The organism is Nostoc sp., from assembly GCF_036917095.1.
Taxonomy (GTDB): Bacteria; Cyanobacteriota; Cyanobacteriia; order Cyanobacteriales; family Nostocaceae; genus Nostoc.
The window spans coordinates 1-18,445 of the sequence record NZ_JBALFH010000006.1; the positions used below are offsets into that span (position 1 = coordinate 1).

Here is an 18,445-nt window from a genome sequence, read left to right on the forward strand (position 1 = left end):
TGGTCATATTTCCCTTTGATAAAATAACCGCGTTGACGCACAATCGGTTTATGAACTTCGTTGACAACCGCAGTTTTCCCAATCCCCGAAAACCCAGCTACCAGCATCATTTCTGTTGCACCAAGGCTGACTCTTTCAAATGCTTGCAGTAGGTTTTCTACTTCGTTTTCTCTGCCATAAAGTTTATCAGGGATGATGAAGCGATCGCAAACATCTCTAAGCCCAATCTCAAAACCTTTTATTGTACCAGAAACGTGTAGTTGATATAAACAATTTTCTAAATCAAACTTCAATCCCAAAGCACTTTGATAGCGGTCTTCGGCATTTTTTGCCATCAATTTCATGACGATATCACAAAGTACTTGGGGAATCTCTTCTCTATTGCCTAAAAGTGGTGGAAGTTTAGCAATATGAGAATGTACCAATTCCATTGGATCGTTTGATTGAAATGGTAACTCTCCCGTGAGTAACTCGTAAAAAGCTACACCTAAAGAATAAAAATCAGTTCGATAATCAATCCCCCGATTCATTCTGCCGGTTTGTTCTGGGGATATATAACTAAGTGTCCCTTCTAATACATTGGGATTGATTAGTGTTTGCGTTTCTCGTGGTAGTAAAGATGCAATACTAAAATCAATTAATTTAACTTGTTTGGTTTCGGGATTAATTAAAATATTGGCAGGTTTGATATCTTTATGAATAATCCGCTGATGATAGAGTATATCTAAGGCATTGCATAGTGCGATCGCTATAACTAAAAACTCTTGTAGAGATTGCCGCCTGACCTTGACTCCCCATTCCTTGAGGGAGATCCCCCCAAAGTCTTCCATGACCAGCGCATAGCCATTTTGGTAGGCTTGGAGGCTGTAGGTTTGGACAATTAAAGGAGAGTTGAGATTTTTGGTAATCGTGTACTGATTGCGAAACGACAATAGTTCGCTGAAACTCGGATAAGGATTTTTCAGCAATTTAATCACTACAGGTAATGAGTCAGTCTCTCGATAGCCTCGATAAACTACGGTTCTGGAACCATTGTAGAGTTCTTCGCTGATGCAATATCCAGGAATATTGACAAGAGTATTAACCATACTGTGCTCATCCTAATGATTTACAGATATAGTGTTCCCAGATATATCAAGTTATTTATAAATAAGAGTGGAATCTTACACCGGAATTTCAATGAAAAATTCTGCACCCTGTCCTGGTGCGGAAATGCAGCTTAACTGACCCCCATGTTTTTCGACCACAATTGAATAGCTAGTTGATAATCCCAACCCTGTACCACTACCTACTGATTTCGTCGTAAAAAATGGATTAAATATCTTATTTTGTACAGACTTGCTCATCCCTATACCGTTGTCGGCAATGCGAATTAATATGTTTGATTTTTTTAATTCCGTCTGAATTGTGATAGTCGGTTGGAAATTGGTATCTGATACTTCTAAAGCATCAATGGCATTATTGATAATATTCATAAATACCTGATTCAGAGCCGATGCATAACAATTAACTAAAGGTAATTGCTCGTATTCTTTCACGAGCGCAATCTCTGCATGTTTACTATTATTCTGAAGTCGATGCTGCAAAATTAACAGCGTACTCTCAATCCCAGAGTGAATGTCTACTGGTTTGATTTCTGATTCATCCAAGCGGGAAAAATTTCGCAGTGACAGCACAATCTGACGGATGCGATCTGCTCCAACCCTCATCGATGACAAGATATTTTGTAAATCATTCACCAGAAATTCTAGTTCAATATCGGCAATTTTCTCGGCAATCTCTGGCAATGGTTGCGGATAAAGTCGTTGATATAAATTATTTAATTCAATTAAAGATGCAACATATTCACTTGCTGGTTGTAAGTTGCCATAGATAAAATTAATTGGATTATTAATTTCATGAGCTATTCCAGCAACTAGCTGTCCCAAACCGGACATTTTTTCTGATTGAATGAGTTGGGCTTGAGTCGAGTAGAGTTTTTCCAATGTTGCTTCTAGCTGAGTTGCTTTTTCTGTTATTTCCTGGGTGCGTTCTTCTACTTTTTGCTCCAAATTATGGGAATAGTTCTCTAATTTATGATAAAGTTGGGCGTTTTCTAGAGAAATGGCTACTTGAGTAGTGAGAAGTTTGATAACCTGTAGGCGATCGCTAGTAAAGGCTCCCACCGTTAGGTTATTTTCCAGGTACAAAATGCCAATCAGCTTGCCTTGGTTGAGAATTGGCGCACAGAGAATACTTTTGGGTGAATGGCGCAGAATATAAGGATCGGCCGCAAGGGTTGGCTCAACTACTGCATTCTCAATTACAGTCAAGGAGCGGGTATTTTTCACCCGATTGATTAGGGCAACAGGTACTGTTTGACGATCTTCAATGGGTAGCGATCGCAAGATAATGCTAGGCTGTTCCAATTGGGATAATGCCTCAATTACCCAGCATGAACCTTTTGGCATCAGCAACGCACATTTATCCGCTCCCGCACTTTCCAGTATCACCTCAAGTAGGGTTGAGAGTAATTTCTCCAACTCTATTTCACTCGACAGAGATTGAGAAGCTTTGAGAATGGTCGCCAGATCCAGGGCTTCTGAGAAGCTAGTATTACCGAAAGTGGAACTTTGGAGGGTGTGAGAGGAAATCGTTTCCGTGGGTGTGAAAGATAGTTGCTGTTTCTGCAAAATTGCTACGAGTAGTTGAGGATAGCGGGTTTCTAGATCGACAACTTTGGCTTTGGCTCCCCATCGGCTGTAACAGTAATAGGCTTCTTGCATGTAAATGGTGGCAATTTTTTCTTTGCCCCAATCGAGATAGAATTTGGCGGCGAGTTCGTTGGCTAAAGCTTCTTCGTTAAGGAATTGGTTTTCTTTGGCGAGTTGAATGGCGCGATCGTAAAGAGCGATCGCTTCTGCTTTGTTGCCCAAAATCCGATACTTTTCTGCCTCAATTAAATGCCATTTATGCAAGTGATTCATCGGGGCATTTTCCGCCCACTGGTGCAGAACTGTTTGATGGGTTTCTACCTCGGCGAGAATTTCAGCTTGCTCTTGTGGCTGTGTGGGAACAAGTGCCAGGTGCGTTAAGGCGGCATAGAAATGGAAGATGGGAATAAAAAGCATTCCTGATACTGCCATCAAATAGGACTTGCCTTGGGTGATATAGTCGAGGGCAGCCTGATAATTGCCAAAAGAATAGGCAAGCAGAAGTTTGTAGCTGTAGGCAAAGGCGAAAGCCGTGAGATCCCTATCCTGCTGGTGTTTGGGGAACATCACTGTTTCATCGTAGATCGTGCCAATTAAGCAATCGGGTTGGCTCATCCTTTCTCTCAATTGGTGCACTGTTTGCCCCACCATGTCCAAATAAATACGTGCCGAATCTTGTTTCACCTGAGCCAGGGCAATACTGTAAGCAGATAATTCAGGAGTCAACGCGTGTAGGTCTACACCGGCGAACAACGCCGTATAAGTGTACCCTTGTATGCTGTAGCCAGCGTAGAGAAAATCACCGGTTTCCATACCAGCCGTGTAGCTTTCTTTCAGCGTTGGTAGCGTTACCAAGAGGGCTTGCCGACGATGTTGGATGAAAGCGCCAAACAGGTTCAAAGTGATGCACTTCATACCCTGAGCATTCAACCTCTCTAGCAACGAGAGCGCTAATCTACCGAACCCATAGCCGATTTCGACTTCACCCAAAAAGGCACACAGCACTATGCCATGAATCGCATACCCTGCCGTTGAGGTGGGGGCATTGCCAAATTGGAGCGATAACCGCACCATTGTCGCGCTCAACAAGGGGATTAAACCTGGCATTCCCAGTAACACTGGTGGAAACAACATACCTAACAGTTGCATTGCGGCGATGGTGGTGCGATCGCTCATCGCGGGCAAGTCAATCAGCCCAGCAATCTCTCTATCTTGGAGTTGCTCTTTAAGCTCTTGTAAGGCGTTGCCAATCAAAGCTTCGTCTACTTCCGTCGGAAATTCTACTCCCAATTGCGCTAGAGCCTCTCTTCCCACTGCGATCGCTGCTAAAATTTGGCTCTGAGCCACTAATGCCACGATTTGAATTTCGTAGATTTTCACTTTGTCCAAAATCGTCTGTGCTTGCTGCAATACCGATGCTGCGAAGAGTTCCATACCCGCAAAGTCACCATTGAGATAACTGGCTTCCGCAGCTGCGACATACAAATTCAGAGTCAATTCATACTGATGTTGCCAACAATCCACCTCTAATAGCTCAATTCCAGTTTGTAGATACAGTCTGGCGGCGGTGTATGCAGTTGAACTTCTGGCTTTACCACCAGCTTTTAAGTTGAGTTGCGCTAAAGCTTCTCGTTCCTGCTGTTGAGTAATTAACGCCTGTCCTTGGTTCAAATGCAGGGCAATATCAAACAGTTTTTCTTCTCGTTCTATTTCTGAGGAGTTTTGCTGAAGTAACTGCCCAATTTTGAGATGGGTTGCTTGCTTTTGCTCGTCAGGAATCAGGGAGTAAGCAGCTTGTTGAACCCTGTCATGTAAAAACCGATAAATCGGATTAGCTGCTGCATCAGAAACCGACTCACTGTCAGACTGAATAAAGAACTTATAGATTTTCGTATTCGGAATAATCATTCCTTCTTGCAAGGCTTTCCATAAATCAGCCGCCGTTGCTTCTAGGGATTGTTCTAAAACAATTGCCAATGTATTCAAATCAAACTGCGCTCCAATACAAGCTGCTAGTTTGAGAATATTCTGAGTTTGGTTCGGCAATTTCTGCAATTGCAGTGCCATAAACTCCACCACATCATCAGTAATTGCTAAGGCTCTGACTTGAGCAATATCACACTGCCAATGGCGAAATTCTAAGTCAAATATAATTAGCTTATCGTCATTTAATGCCTTGAGAAACTGGGTAGCAAAAAAAGGATTACCCTGAGTTTTTTGATAAATCAGTTCTGTCAAAGGTTGGGCAAGCAATAATTCGCAATTTAGCGTATCTGCCACCAACTGATTCATATCTCGCTGACTTAATGGTTGCAGTGCAATCTTATTGACCACTGCCCCATTTTTGACGATCTCATTTACAGTCAAGATGAAGGGGTGAATCGGTGATACTTCATTATCTCGATAGGCACCCAATATCAATAAATACTCTGTGTCTTGCATCAACATTTGCAGCAATTTCAGCGATGCGGAATCTGCCCACTGCAAATCATCTAAAAACATCACTAAGGGATGTTCTTGGCTTGTAAAGATTTGCACAAATTTCTGCATCAGCAGATTGAAGCGATTTTGGGCAGCAGTCGCTGATATTTCTGTAGCTGCGGATTGAGCGCCAATAATCCGTTCTAGTTCTGGAATTACGTCAATCAAAACTTGTCCATTGTCGCCAACAGTTTCCAGAATCTTGGTTTTCCAGATTTGCAGTTGTGCATCTGATTCACAGAGCAATTGCCCCATTAAGTCTCGGAAGGTTTGGACAAAGGCGCTGAAAGGAATATTGCGCTGGAATTGGTCATATTTCCCTTTAATAAAATAACCGCGTTGCCGGACAATTGGTTTATGAACTTCATTCACAACAGCAGTTTTCCCAATCCCAGAAAAACCTGCTACCAACATCATTTCTGTTGCCCCAAAGCTGACTTTTTCAAATGCTTGCAGGAGGGTTGATACTTCGGTTTTTCGACCGTAGAGTTTTTCTGGAATGATGAAGCGATCGCACAGATCCCTTCGCGCAATCTCAAAACCTTTTATTTTACCAGTTTCTTGAAGTTGAGTTAAACAATTTTCTAAATCAAACTTCAGTCCCAATGCACTCTGATATCTGTCTTCTACATTTTTTGCCATCAATTTGATGACGATTTCTGAGAGTATAGCAGGAATTTGTGGGTTAATTTTATGTATTAAAGGTACTGGTTTAGCTATGTGAGAATACACTAATTCCATCGGATCGTTTGATGGAAATGGTAATTGCCCTGCGAGTAATTCGTAAAAAGTAACACCTAAAGAATAGAAGTCACTGCGGTAATCAATCCCGCGATTCATTCTGCCTGTTTGTTCTGGAGAGATATAATTAAGTGTCCCTTCTAACACATTCGGATTCATTAGGGTTTGAGTTTCCCGTGGTAGTAAGGATGCAATACTAAAGTCAATTAATTTAACTTGTTTAGTTTCGGGGTTAATTAAAATATTGCTAGGTTTAATATCTTTATGAATAATGCGACCGTTATACAATATATCTAAGGTGTTGCAGAGTGCGATCGCTATTTCTAAAAACTCCTTTATAGATTGTCGCCTTACCCTCACTCTCCAATCCTTGAGAGAAATCCCTCCAAAATCTTCCATCACCAACCCATAGCCATTTTGGTAAGCTTGGAGGCTGTAGGTTTGGACAATTAGCGGTGAGTTAAGATTTTTAGCAATAGTGTATTGATTCCGAAACGATAAGAGTTCGCCCAAACTCGGATAAGGATTTTTCAGCAGTTTAATCGCTATCGGTAAGGAGTCAGCCTCTCGATATCCCCGATAAACTATCGTTCTCGAACCATTGTAGAGTAAATCATAGATGCGATATCCGGGAATACTGACAAAAGTGCTAACCATAGTGCTTAACCCTGGTGATTTCTGAATTTAGTGTTCCCAAATCAGTAACACCAGTTTGATGTCTTTTGCCAAATACTTATCCAAACTGAGTTTCAGAGATGTTATAACAAGCTATTTAACGTGAATTCGACAGTTCGTATAGTGTCCGTCTAATTAGCCAAATCAAAACACCTCTCCCTGATTTTACTAGGTAAAACCGCCCCTCTCCGACTCGGAGAGAGACAGACTTGAACTTTAGTTCAAGACACCGAGAGGTTCGTCGAACTCACTTTATTTACTGTGTCGTCACACTCTTTTAAAAAAGTTTCTGGTAATGACGGACGTAAAAACAGATATACTAATGGCCCAAACAAGAGAAAAAGAGCAACTACCCAAAAAATACGTCTATCCTTGATTCCTCGACGTGCCATATCATCATCAAATAAGCAAGTAATCGGGAATACTAAACACATCAAACAGAAATCGAGACTGATAAGGTGAACAAAAGTTTGTGGAAAAACTGCTGAGTATAATCTTCCCAATCTCCACTAATTACTGCATAACTCAGCAAAATAATAGTAGCAACTAAAAGAGAAATTCCTGTTCTTCGTCGATCGAGAATTGAAAGCCACTTATCCTTTATTCCATAGACCGCGAACGCTACATTCGCAATGACATTGTGTAATTAATTATGTTTAACTACTTATTTGTGATTGTATTCTCCTTCTTAATTTAGCTGCTTAGAGAAGCTACTTTCATAGCTCTTGAGAATGAATTATTATTGAGTGAGCTTAAACTTGAGATATACAAGCGTAATTATCAGCTTCTATTTAATATTCTGAAAAAGCTTAATCATGTGAGGGATAGTATCAATTCCCGCCTTGTCCCTAGCTTTCCAATTTTTTGGATTTCGCCTCAGCGTGATTGCAGCATCCCAAAAACGTTACACCCGCATCTTTCATTTCATCGATAACGCGGTATTTAGGGAATTCCAAAAAATAAACAATACCTTAGCCACATTTTTTTCAAACCACAGACATACGCATATAAACACAGATGAATCTCATAATTGTCTGTATTCATCTGTGGTTACTAATTTTGTATGAATGAAGAAGTTTCCAAAAAACTAGAGTTAATTAGGGAAACCTTGCGTGAAACCGAAGTGCAAGTGCAAGGCGTGCGTTTGCGCGGTACAGACTGGTTTGCTTGGGCAACGGCTGGCGCTTCTAACACCGTGCTGCTGACTGCTGAAACTGGCGTAGCAGAAGTATTAGTAACTACTGAAGATGCCTGGGTATTGACGGATGAAATTGAAGCGCAGCGTCTTAAGGATGAAGAACTACCTGCTAATTTTAAGGTGTATGTTAACCCTTGGGCTGATTATGCTGCCCGTGAGTCTTTTGTACGTGATGTAATTGGCGGTGGAATAGCAGTTAGCGATCGCCCCATCTCCAATTCAGAAAAGCTGTTACCCCCATCTCTGCAAAATCATAAACGGGTAATGATGTCAAGTGAATTAGAGCGATATCGCCAAGTTGGGCAAAAAGCTAGTCAGGCAATGACAGAGGTACTCAAAGCCGCCAAGCCAACTTGGACAGAATATCAATTAGCGGGTGCGGGTGCAGAGGCTTTATGGGCGAAAGGGTTGCATCCAGCGCTGACACTGGTAGCGGGTGAAAGGCGTTTACCGCTATACCGTCATGCTACAGCTACCGGAGAACAGATTGGGCAGCAAGCGATGCTGGTGTTTTGCGCTAGAGGTTACGGTTTGTATGCAAATCTGACGCGATTTGTTTCTTTTGGTAAGCTTTCAGACGAACGGGCCGAATTGCATTCCCATGTGCGTGAAGTAGAAGCAGTAATTTTGAATTTGTGCCAACCCGGAACCAGTCTCGATGCAGTTTATCACGCCCTAGCTGAGGCTTATGAGCAGCATGGATTTCCCAATGCGATCCGCGAACACCACCAAGGAGGAACCACTGGATATTTAGCGCGAGAAATCGTGGCAAATCCAACTACTACTGATACTTTGACAGAAGGTATTGCTCTTGCTTGGAATCCCAGTTTACCAGGAGCAAAGATTGAAGATACTTTTGTGATTCTCAAGGATGGAAAGTTGGAAAATCTGACTTTCGATCAAAATTTTCCTAATGTTGAGGTAGAAGGAAGGTTACGCCCTGTACCTTTGTACAATTAAAAATTATGGATTTTCAACAAGTATTCGGTAAACCATCTGAAACTCAAGCCAGTGCGCCAGGAAGAGTAAATTTACTCGGCGAACATACTGACTATAACGATGGCTTCGTTCTGCCAACTGCGATTCCTCAATCTACGACGGTAGAGCTAGGTTTGAGTAGCGATGGCCATCATCACTTTTACTCGGAAAATTTAAACGAGCAAGTGAGCATTTTAGACAATCATTCCCCGTCTGGATTTGCCAGTTATATTTTTGGTTGTATTGAGATTTTGCAAAAAGCAGGACACACAATACCATCGCTTTCTGTATACGTCAAATCATCGGTTCCTATGGGTTCGGGTTTGTCTAGCAGCGCAGCCTTGGAAGTGGCAACGCTGCGGGCATTACGCCAACTTTTGAACCTGACCATTGATGATGTTGAAATTGCCCAATTCGCCCAGCAAGCAGAAATTCATTATGCTGGCGTCCAGTGCGGCATCATGGATCAGATGGCTTCTAGTTTGGCTGATACCGAGCATATCTTGTTTTTAGATACTCGGACTTTAGAACGCCGGGTGATGCCTTTGCCTGAAAAAGCGGAGATTTTGGTGATTGATAGCGGTGTACCTCGCACCCTGGCAACTAGCGGTTATAACCAGCGCCGGGCTGAGTGTGAAGAGGCGGCGCGATCGCTAGGAGTTAAGGCACTGCGAGATATTACTGACGCTGAAGTAACAGAAAAGCTACCCGAACCTCTACGGCGGCGTGCCCGTCATGTAGTTACAGAAGATAACCGCGTCTTAGAAGTATTGCAGGGAGTAACATCTGAGCGCTTTGGCGAATTAATGAACGCATCCCACGCCAGCTTGCGAGACGATTACGAAGTGTCTGTACCGGCGCTGGATACTCTAGTAGAACTGTTGCAAAAAACTCCAGGAGTATTTGGTGCAAGACTTACAGGTGCTGGTTTTGGCGGTGCTTGTGTAGCTTTGGTTGCGGCTGGTGAAGCCAGAAGTATTGCAACCCATATCCTTGAACAATACAAGCAAGCCGGTTACAACGGGCAAATTTTGGTTCCCTCTTTGGAGTTAAGTGATGCAGCCTAAAGTTGTTTATGGAAATGCAGCCGCTGAAGGTGTAAATCGTTGGGGATGGTTCATGGGTCACTTTATCACCCCTGAAGACGATCCGCGTTCCACGGAAATGCTAGAAGTAAAATGGGCTGTCCACAAAGCAGGTGACAGTAGAACTGAATGGGCAGTAAATAACCAAGCTGCGACGCTTTCAATTCTCATTCACGGAGAATTTCGGCTGCAATTTGAAGATAGAGAAATTTTATTAACTCGTGAAGGTGATTACGTTCTTTGGTGTGCGGGTGTGTCCCATTGGTGGGTTGCTGAGTCCGACTGCACTATTCTCACTGTCAGATGGCCCTCAAAGCCAGGCGATAGTGTTGCATTGCCTGAAGCGTCAAAGAGTCAGTTTGTTAAGTAATTGGACATAAATAATTTTAATTAATTGTTGCAGAGAATTGGTATCAGCCACTAATTTTGAAAATAGTGCGCTACTATCGACAAGCAATTAAAAAATACCCTAGAGGTCTGATATTAATACGACTCTAGTTATAAGTTGGAGAGGATAAAAAAGATGGTTCAAAGTATAGGCGGTATAGCGAAATATTCAGCTACCGACCTAGACCGATTTGCTGAAGAACTAAATAAAGACGGAATTTGTGTAATTCCCGGTGTTTTTGAGCAAAAATTAATTGACGAGTGGGCACAAGCTTTTGAAAAGTTATTTAGAGAGCGTCAAAATCAACCAGGTGGGTTGGCTCCTCGTGAAATTTCCCGCTACTATTTGACCTTGCCTTGGATTTATCCATTCGCTAATGAGTTAGTTTTTGCCAACCCAGTGATTATGGGTATCCTAGAACGCGTGTTTTTCCAAGAATACGTGATGGTTCAGATGGGAGTTGATGTCCCGTTCCAGGGTTCGGATTATCAGGAAACCCATCGGGACTTTCGCCCATTGTTTAGCGATCGCATTGTCACCCCACTTTACGCCCTAGCAGTTAACTTTCCCCTGGTGGAAGTAACCGCAGAAAACGGGCCGTTCCAAATGGCGCGTGGAACCCATGTTATCCCGCGAGAAGAGGGATTAGAAAAGGTTGCCAGTGGTGAAATTCCGATGGAATCTTTTTATATGCAGCCTGGTGACGTGATGGTGCGATCGCCTTTAGCACTGCATCGGGGTTCCCCAAATCGGACAAACCAGCCAAGACCAATGGTAGTGATGGGCTATGCAATGCATTGGTTGCACACACCAAAAGTAGAATTGACTCTCCCACAAGACTACTATGAGAGCCTACCGATGGAGATAAGGCAGATGCTGCGGTGTCAGGTAGTTGAACAGTTACCTAAAGAAAAACTGGAAACTTATGTAAATTTCAAGTATTAGTAGTTGACATTAGTCACTTCTCGCTTTCGTGAGGTATGAGATAGGGGCGCAAGACCTAGCGCCCCTAGTGGTCTATCGCATTAATTTTCAGGGGTAAGAGAACGAACCGCGAAGGCGCGAAGTACACGAAGGAAGAAAGAAGAGAAATTGAAATTTGATTCACCCAGCAGAATTAACGCGATTAACCACTAGTTCGCAGAGCGTCCCGCAAGGATTGGATGTTTTTTTTAAGGGACTCCCAAATAAAAAAATATACAACTATTTATTATTGTGGGGTGGGCGTCTCGCCCGCCCATAGTCAAAGGCGGACAAGATGTCCACCCCACAAGATTGGATAATTTATTTCTTGGAAGTCCCTAACTGGAAGCCCCTGATTCCAAAAATTGGATAATTTATTTTTTAGAGTTGCGTTGCCCCAATTCATTCCACTATTTTGCAACGCCGTGTAAATGGGCTTAAAAAGAAGAATTGCTCGCTCTATAAGTACGTAAGTCTTAAGCAACAAGCACCGAGCATTTACACCTTTAAGGCTTAATACCAATTTAATGTGAAGTTGCACATATCTTGATCCCCCTAAATCCCCCGATAAATTGGGGGACTTTGAATTCCCCCCTTAAAAAGGGGAGCCAGCGCGGTCTTGGGGTCTCCCCAAGTGGAGCGACTGGCGTGGGCTAGGGGGGATCGGATTCTATGCAGCTTCAGAAAGAATTGGTATAAGACTTCATTCTTTAGATACTCGGAAGTCAATGGTAGAACTTGTTTAAATTAAAAAATGGCTTAAGGCAACAGTTAGTAAATTTAGTTAATGAGCGTAATCGAGTTTCAAAATTTACCGAATGCACAGCAGTGTCAAAAAAGTACGCTGCCCAACTTAGGGCTAGTTTGCATCACCTCTGACAAACAAGTGCGCTTTCGGACAATGACGCGCACAAGATACTTAAAACTTTCTCTGAGCGATCGCCAAAGTGCCCTGAGTGAACTGTATCGGCATAACTTACAGCGCTTGCATGATGCCCTCTCCTTTTGTCAGCTAAATTTTATTCACCTGTATCGGATGTCTTCTGCTTTATTTCCCTTAAGTGACTTAGAAGACGAAATCGGCGCAAATATATTAGAAGCAATGAGCGCTGATTTAGCAACAATCGGTCAACGAGCCAATGCATTGAACATCAGAATGGTGTTGCATCCAGATCAATATGTAGTGTTGAGTTCCGATTCTCCGGAAGTGGTACAGGCAAGTATCAATAATCTAGCAGGACATGCACGTATACTTGATTTACTGGGCTTGCCGCGATCGCCTTGGTCATTGATGAATATTCATGGTGGTAAATCTCAACGGGCTGAACAACTAATAAAAGTAATTTCCGAACTACCAGAAAATATCATTTGCCGCTTGACTTTAGAAAACGATGAATACGCCTATAGCGCCGATGAAATTTTAGCAGTATGTCAGCAAGCTGGCGTGCCGATGGTATTTGATGCCCATCACCATATTTGCCACGAAAATTTAGATAGCTACGACGATCCGAGTGTAGCATCTATGTTTTACGCAGCACGAGAAACTTGGACAAATCCAGATTGGCAATTAGTCCATATTTCTAATGGCGAGCAAGCTTTCAATGACAGAAAACACAGCGACTTGATTACCGATATGCCCAACGTCTACCACCAAGCACCGTGGATCGAAGTTGAAGCCAAACAAAAACAAGAAGCGATCGCCCACTTACGCTCTTGGTGGTTAAAGATAAGCACCTAAAGGCAGGTTTCAGCGATTAAGTTGGCGATCGCTTCTACTAACTCGGTCGGCTCTACTGGTTTGGCAAGATGCTTGTCAAATCCGGCTTTTAGTACCTGCTTGGCGTTCATTTCTCCAGCATAGGCGGTAAGTGCGATCGCCCGAATTTGCCCTCCTTGCTCTGCTGGCAGCATTCTCAACTGTCGCATGAACATACATCCATCCACTTCTGGCATCCCAATGTCGCTTAAAATTATATCTGGCAAGGATTTGGCTAAAGCGGCTAGTGCTTCATTTGCTGATGCTACTGCTGTGACATTTGCCCCATACTGCTCTAGTAAGAAGGCAATAAAATCTCGCGTATCTACATCATCATCCACTACTAAAATTTTGACACCATTCAAATTTGAGGATGGCTCAGAGTCAGTGGTGTCCTGTTTAATCTCTAATTGATTTTGAATCAGCGGCAGTCTCACGGTAAAAGTTGCCCCCCGATCTTCGCCCGCGCTTTCTACCTGGACTGTCCCGCCATGCAATTCGACTAAGCGACGGACGATCGCTAACCCTAACCCCAATCCACCAAATTTTCTGGTGGTGCTGCTGTTTTCTTGGCGAAAATATTCAAACACGTAAGGCAGAAAATTAGGATCGATGCCTTTGCCAGTGTCGCTGACTACGATCTGAGCATAAAATACAGGATTTAGCATGGGACTATTTTCTGTTCCCTCTACGTCCCCTATACCCTGTACCTTTTCTAGTCGAATATCAACCCGTCCCCCCGCAGGTGTAAACTTAACCGCATTTGAGAGCAAGTTCCAAACGATTTGCTGCAATCGGCTGGAGTCACCCAAAACTTGCCCCAGATTTGGTTCTAGGCGGATGTGCATCTCAATTGACTTAGCTTCTGCTGACAGCCGCACTGTTTCCATTGCAGCCGAAATCACAGATGCCAAATCAACTGGATAGATATTCAGGCTCAGTTTACCTTGTAAAATCCGGGAGATATCTAACAAGTCTTCAATCAGTTGAGCTTGTAACTTAGCATTTCGCTCAATAGTCTTCAGCGCTTGAGGAATTGTCTTTTCATCAAGTTTTTTAGTTTGGAGTAGCTTTGACCATCCTAAAATTGGGTTGAGTGGCGATCGCAATTCATGAGAAAGGACTGCAAGAAACTCGTCTTTAATCCGGTTGGCATTTTCTGCTGCTTCCCGTGCGGTTTGCTCTGCCTCGTATAGGCGGGCACGTTCCATCGCTTGAGCGCACTGCTGTGTTAGTGCCAAGACGAAACTTTGGTCATCCTGGTTAAACTCCTGAATTTCCGCAAAACCTAGAGATATTCCACCTATGGCTCGTGCTTCAACGATCAATGGAATCGAAATCCAAGCTTCGTAGTTGTTCTGAGCATACTCCTTAGCAAGATTTGAGTAACGAGCTACCCTTGTTGCTGTTGGCTCTTGCCAGATAGGCTTTTTGGTTCGTACTGCTTCTGCCAGTGGCGCGGATGTATTAATCGAGAATCGCCGCCATGAATCTAGGATTTCCTCTTGATAACCTACTGCACGAACAATTTCTAGTTCAGTGCCGCTTTTAGTCAGTAATGCTACTAAAGCACAACTAGCTCCCAAAGCTGCCATACCTTGCTCTACAATTACTTCCGCAACCTGTGTTGGAGTTAGAGATTCCGAAAGCGCAGCAGTGATGGTTTGCAAACGCGCAGTGCGAGATGCTGCACGAATTGCCGCCTGTTGAGATTGTTGTGCTTCTGTGTAAAGTCGGGCATTATCAACAGCGATCGCTGCACGAGTTGCCAATTCCTCAGCTAACATCAGGCTTTTGGTATCATAGCGACGACCTGAAGAAGATACCAAAATCATCACTCCCAAGACTCGTCCCCGAACTATCAGCGGTACACTCATGCCAGATGTCGGATTTAGTTCTTGCAAAATTTTTAGATGACTGGGATTGCGACTTACCGCTTCTATCAGTTCGTTAGAAATAAAATCAGTAATTTGTGATTTGCCTGTCCGGATTACCTCAGCAATACCTTCTCTTTGTGTCAAATCAGGCGGATAATTTTGTAACTGTTCTACCAATTGTTGTTTCTCTGGATTGGCATGGGCTGCTGCAACCCGGCGGACTGATTGATTGTCACAAATAATATCAATTAAGCACCAATCAGCTATTTCAGGCACTGCTAAACGCGTCAAACTGGCTAAGGTTGTCTCGTAGTCTAATGATGCAGCCAAAATCCCACTAGCCTCAGCTAAGAAACGCTGCTGTTCCTCCACCTGTTTGCGCTCAGTAATATCTCGCGAAGACGCCTGCATTTCTAAAATTTCTTGGGTTTGGCGATCGCGAATAGCTCGAATAGTTGCTTCCAACCAGATATAATGTCCGTCTTTGTGACGAGCGCGGTGAGTAACAGTATAAATATCTGGTAAATCGGCATTGACTGGATAATTCCTGACAATCTCTGCCAAATCGTCAGGGTGAACTAACTCTTGGCTGTGATTACCTACTAATTCCTCTGGTTGATACCCTAATACTGTGTAGCAAGCTGGTGAAATGTACAGAAGAGTTCCATCTATTCTGTGGCGGGAAATAATATCAGTTGAATTCTCAGCCAGCAGCCGAAAACACGCCTCACTCTCGCGCAGTTTTGCTTCTGCCTGCTTGCGTACATTAATGTTACGGAAATAAAGTGATAACCCTGTGGTTGAAGGATAGGCGCGAACCGCAAACCAGGCATCAAAGGGTGGGTAATAATCTTCAAGCTCAAGTGGTATTCCTAGAGCAACTGCCTTTTGATAAAGTTGACCAAAGCTTGTATCAACCAGTTCTGGAAACTCTGACCACAAATTTTTTCCGAGCAGATCCTCGCAGGAACGCCCCAAAGTTCTGCTTCCCTCATGATTGAGGTAAGTGAAGCGCCACTCACTGTCAAAGGCGAGAAAGCCATCAGCGATCCTCTCCAAAATCTTGGTAACTTGCTCTCTGGCAGTTTCAGCCTCAACACGAGCCGCTTGCTCCCGTTGAAATAGCTGTTTGCGATCGGTGATTTCTTGGCAGATTGCACCCGCCCAAGTGATTTCATTGGGTAGTTTTATCGGATAATAATTTACCGACCAATACCGCTGCTTTCCAGGCGCTGCGGGTGTCTCTCCACTAGTCTCTTGGGTAATAGATTCTCCCGTCTCGACTACATGGCGGAAAGCTTCCATAACCGCAGAATCTAACCCAGGTAGCACTTGGGCGACAGTCTTACCGATATGCACTTCTTGGGGAAAACCATTAATCTCAGCTAAAGCGTCATTCAATCGAACGTATCTTAATTTCTCATCCCATAGACCAATACCTATAGGTGCGTTATTGAAGAGGGTATCAAGCAGAACGTTAGCTTCAAGCAAGCGAGTCTGTTCTGTTTTCAGTAGTGCCAGCAGTTGCTCGCGTTCTGCCTCAGCTTGCTTGCGTTCGGTAATATCCACGCACATTCCTATCCATTCGCGGATTTCGCCTGTTTCATCGAGTATAGGCACACCGCGTATATTCATGTAACGGTATTCGCCGTCATGTCGCAAAACACGATACTCGGCAACTGCAACCCTGCGTGTTGGAAATGCTTGTTTCCAAATTGCCACCATCGAGGAACGATCTTCTGGGTGCAGTGCCTCAACCCAACCCCATCCTTTGTATTGTTCGGGACTTTGCCCTGTGAACGCCTGCCAAGTCGGAATCTCCTCAACAACGTTGCCCCAAGGTGCTGCACTCCAGACGATGGATGCGCTTGCCTCTGCCAGCGAACGATAGCGTGCTTCACTATCGCGCAGGTTTTCTTCTACTTGCTGCTTTTGGCTCAAATACTGACGCAAATCTGTAACCTCTTGAGCTTTCAGGTTCTCAATTAAATCTTTAACAATGGTAAAGTCTTCCTCGCCAATCGAGACACCTGGGGTTTGAAAAATCCGGCGATATTTTTCCTCGCTTTCTTGTAGTAACGACGAAGTTCGCTGCTGCTCGATGAACTGACCAATTTGAGTGGCGATCGCACTCATCATTTGGAGTAAATTAGTGTCAGGTTCGGAAATTTCGTCGCTGAAAAATTCGATCGCACCTAAAATTTTATTACCCAGCCGAATCGGGAATCCGATAGCGGTGGCAAAAAAATTCTCGTCTTGGGTTTCTGAAATCCAAACAGGTTGACCGCTGGCCCAAATTCGATCGGCTAACCCTTCGCTAAAAGCAATTGTGTCCTGGTTAAATGGTTCTTTCTCCAAGTCAGATGAATACCAAGTACTCATGCGGTGGAGAACATTAGCTTCATCGTCTACACTCCATAAAATACCAGCTTGCCATCCTAAACTTTCGCACAAGGATTGTAGAATAGCTGGAACCGCATTCACAAGCGTGGTAGCTTCAGAGAAAATGCGAGCGATCGCATACTGTGCAGTTAGAAGTTGTTGGCTGCGTTTGCGCTCAGTAATATCTGTAATTAAGATTGATAGGCCAGTTTCTGAGGGATAAACGCGGTTTTCCAACCAGCAATCCCATTTTGGATAGAAATACTCAAAATTTACTGTAACTTGTTCGGCAACAGCGCGGTGCAATTCAGTGTAGAGTCGGCTATTAGCTGTATCAGGAAACTCCCAAATACTCTTGCCTAAGAAGTCTTCTTGATTTATCCCAGCTAGTTCAGCTAGCTTGTCATTAACGTAGGTGTAGCGCCATTCACGATCCAATGTGACAAAAGCATCGCCGATCCTAGCTAAGACCTGTTCAACATCTTGGGTGATAGTTGCTGGAACTTCAGCAGTCACAGTCTCTGCTCCTCATTTTTGAAGGTATCTGGCTAAAAGCCCCTTACCGGGTTCTCCCATTTGAGATAGTAGCTCTTTACTTTGTTTGATAGCCAGTGGGGAAGGTCGTGTCCGTCCGTTTTTCCATCGGTTTATATGTGTGGAACGAAACCCCTAATATCGTCGCCAGTTTTACAAGAAAAGGGTGCGGGGTGTAGGAGAGAAAGAATAAATAGCTATATTTTTTTATACCAGATATTGGAATATAGCATCTGTTATAACTCTGACTGCATCTATCTAGGGCTATAGAGGTTGTAAATTGGTTACATCAACTATTATCCAAGCTATTTAAGCTAGTAATAGAGTTGTTTCAATCTAATGGATGAAAATATGAAAGTTTGGCTTGCCTGCTTTTTGGTACTGTTTGCCTTGGCGGAACTGTTTGACTGGTTGCAAGAATTTAATTTGCCATTACCTATCTATATTTTGGGTGGCGCTTTTTTAGCTGTTGCTTCTAACTATGATAAAATCGTTGGTTCTTATTTTGACGATCCGAGTATCGAAGCATCACTCGAACAACCCCAGTTAGATTCACTAACCCCATCTACTAATCCTATTTCTTTCCCAATTGCCAGTCCTGTTGAAGATGCTCACACATCTCAAACAGAGAATTAGCCGTATAGCGCGATTGTCTTATTCTGTGGTTGACGCTGCCCCAAAACTTGCTTTAAGA

At 43.4% G+C, this 18,445-nt stretch carries 9 protein-coding genes; 6 read left to right on the forward strand and 3 right to left on the reverse strand.

Annotated features, from left to right (window positions below; all coding sequences use genetic code 11):
• On the reverse strand, positions 1 to 1,088 hold a 1,088-nt coding region (locus V7L01_RS01425), incomplete at its 3' end, for a protein kinase domain-containing protein (protein WP_335031221.1).
• 75 nt (positions 1,089 to 1,163) lie between these two features.
• Positions 1,164 to 6,572, reverse strand: coding sequence for a trifunctional serine/threonine-protein kinase/ATP-binding protein/sensor histidine kinase (locus V7L01_RS01430; protein WP_335031223.1), 5,409 nt, complete (start codon positions 6,570 to 6,572; stop codon positions 1,164 to 1,166).
• A 1,081-nt stretch (positions 6,573 to 7,653) separates the two neighbouring features.
• Between V7L01_RS01430 and V7L01_RS01435 the strand changes: the two genes are divergently transcribed.
• The 5 genes from V7L01_RS01435 (at position 7,654) to uvsE (ending at position 12,940) form a co-directional block, all read left to right on the forward strand.
• Positions 7,654 to 8,748, forward strand: coding sequence for a M24 family metallopeptidase (locus V7L01_RS01435; protein ID WP_335031225.1), 1,095 nt, complete (start codon positions 7,654 to 7,656; stop codon positions 8,746 to 8,748).
• A gap of 5 nt (positions 8,749 to 8,753) precedes the next feature.
• Positions 8,754 to 9,833, forward strand: a complete 1,080-nt coding sequence (gene galK / locus V7L01_RS01440) for a galactokinase (RefSeq protein WP_335031227.1) — start codon at positions 8,754 to 8,756, stop codon at positions 9,831 to 9,833.
• A complete protein-coding gene (locus V7L01_RS01445; RefSeq protein WP_335031229.1) occupies positions 9,823 to 10,221 on the forward strand; it encodes a signal peptidase I in 399 nt (132 codons plus the stop codon). Before galK ends, V7L01_RS01445 begins: the two co-directional genes overlap by 11 nt.
• Before the next feature lie 153 nt (positions 10,222 to 10,374).
• Positions 10,375 to 11,184, forward strand: coding sequence for a phytanoyl-CoA dioxygenase family protein (locus V7L01_RS01450; protein ID WP_335031231.1), 810 nt, complete (start codon positions 10,375 to 10,377; stop codon positions 11,182 to 11,184).
• A gap of 805 nt (positions 11,185 to 11,989) precedes the next feature.
• Positions 11,990 to 12,940 carry a UV DNA damage repair endonuclease UvsE gene (gene uvsE, locus V7L01_RS01455; RefSeq protein ID WP_335031233.1) on the forward strand — a complete coding sequence of 317 codons (951 nt, stop codon included), beginning with the start codon at positions 11,990 to 11,992 and terminating at the stop codon, positions 12,938 to 12,940.
• Here the strand turns inward: uvsE and V7L01_RS01460 are convergent.
• Positions 12,937 to 17,733, reverse strand: coding sequence for a PAS domain S-box protein (locus V7L01_RS01460; protein WP_335031235.1), 4,797 nt, complete (start codon positions 17,731 to 17,733; stop codon positions 12,937 to 12,939). The two genes, uvsE and V7L01_RS01460, sit on opposite strands and share 4 nt — an antisense overlap.
• A 369-nt stretch (positions 17,734 to 18,102) precedes the next feature.
• Between V7L01_RS01460 and V7L01_RS01465 the strand changes: the two genes are divergently transcribed.
• Positions 18,103 to 18,387: a hypothetical protein gene (locus tag V7L01_RS01465; protein WP_335031237.1), complete on the forward strand. Its 285-nt coding sequence runs from the start codon at positions 18,103 to 18,105 to the stop codon at positions 18,385 to 18,387.
• The last annotated feature ends 58 nt before the right edge of the window (positions 18,388 to 18,445 follow it).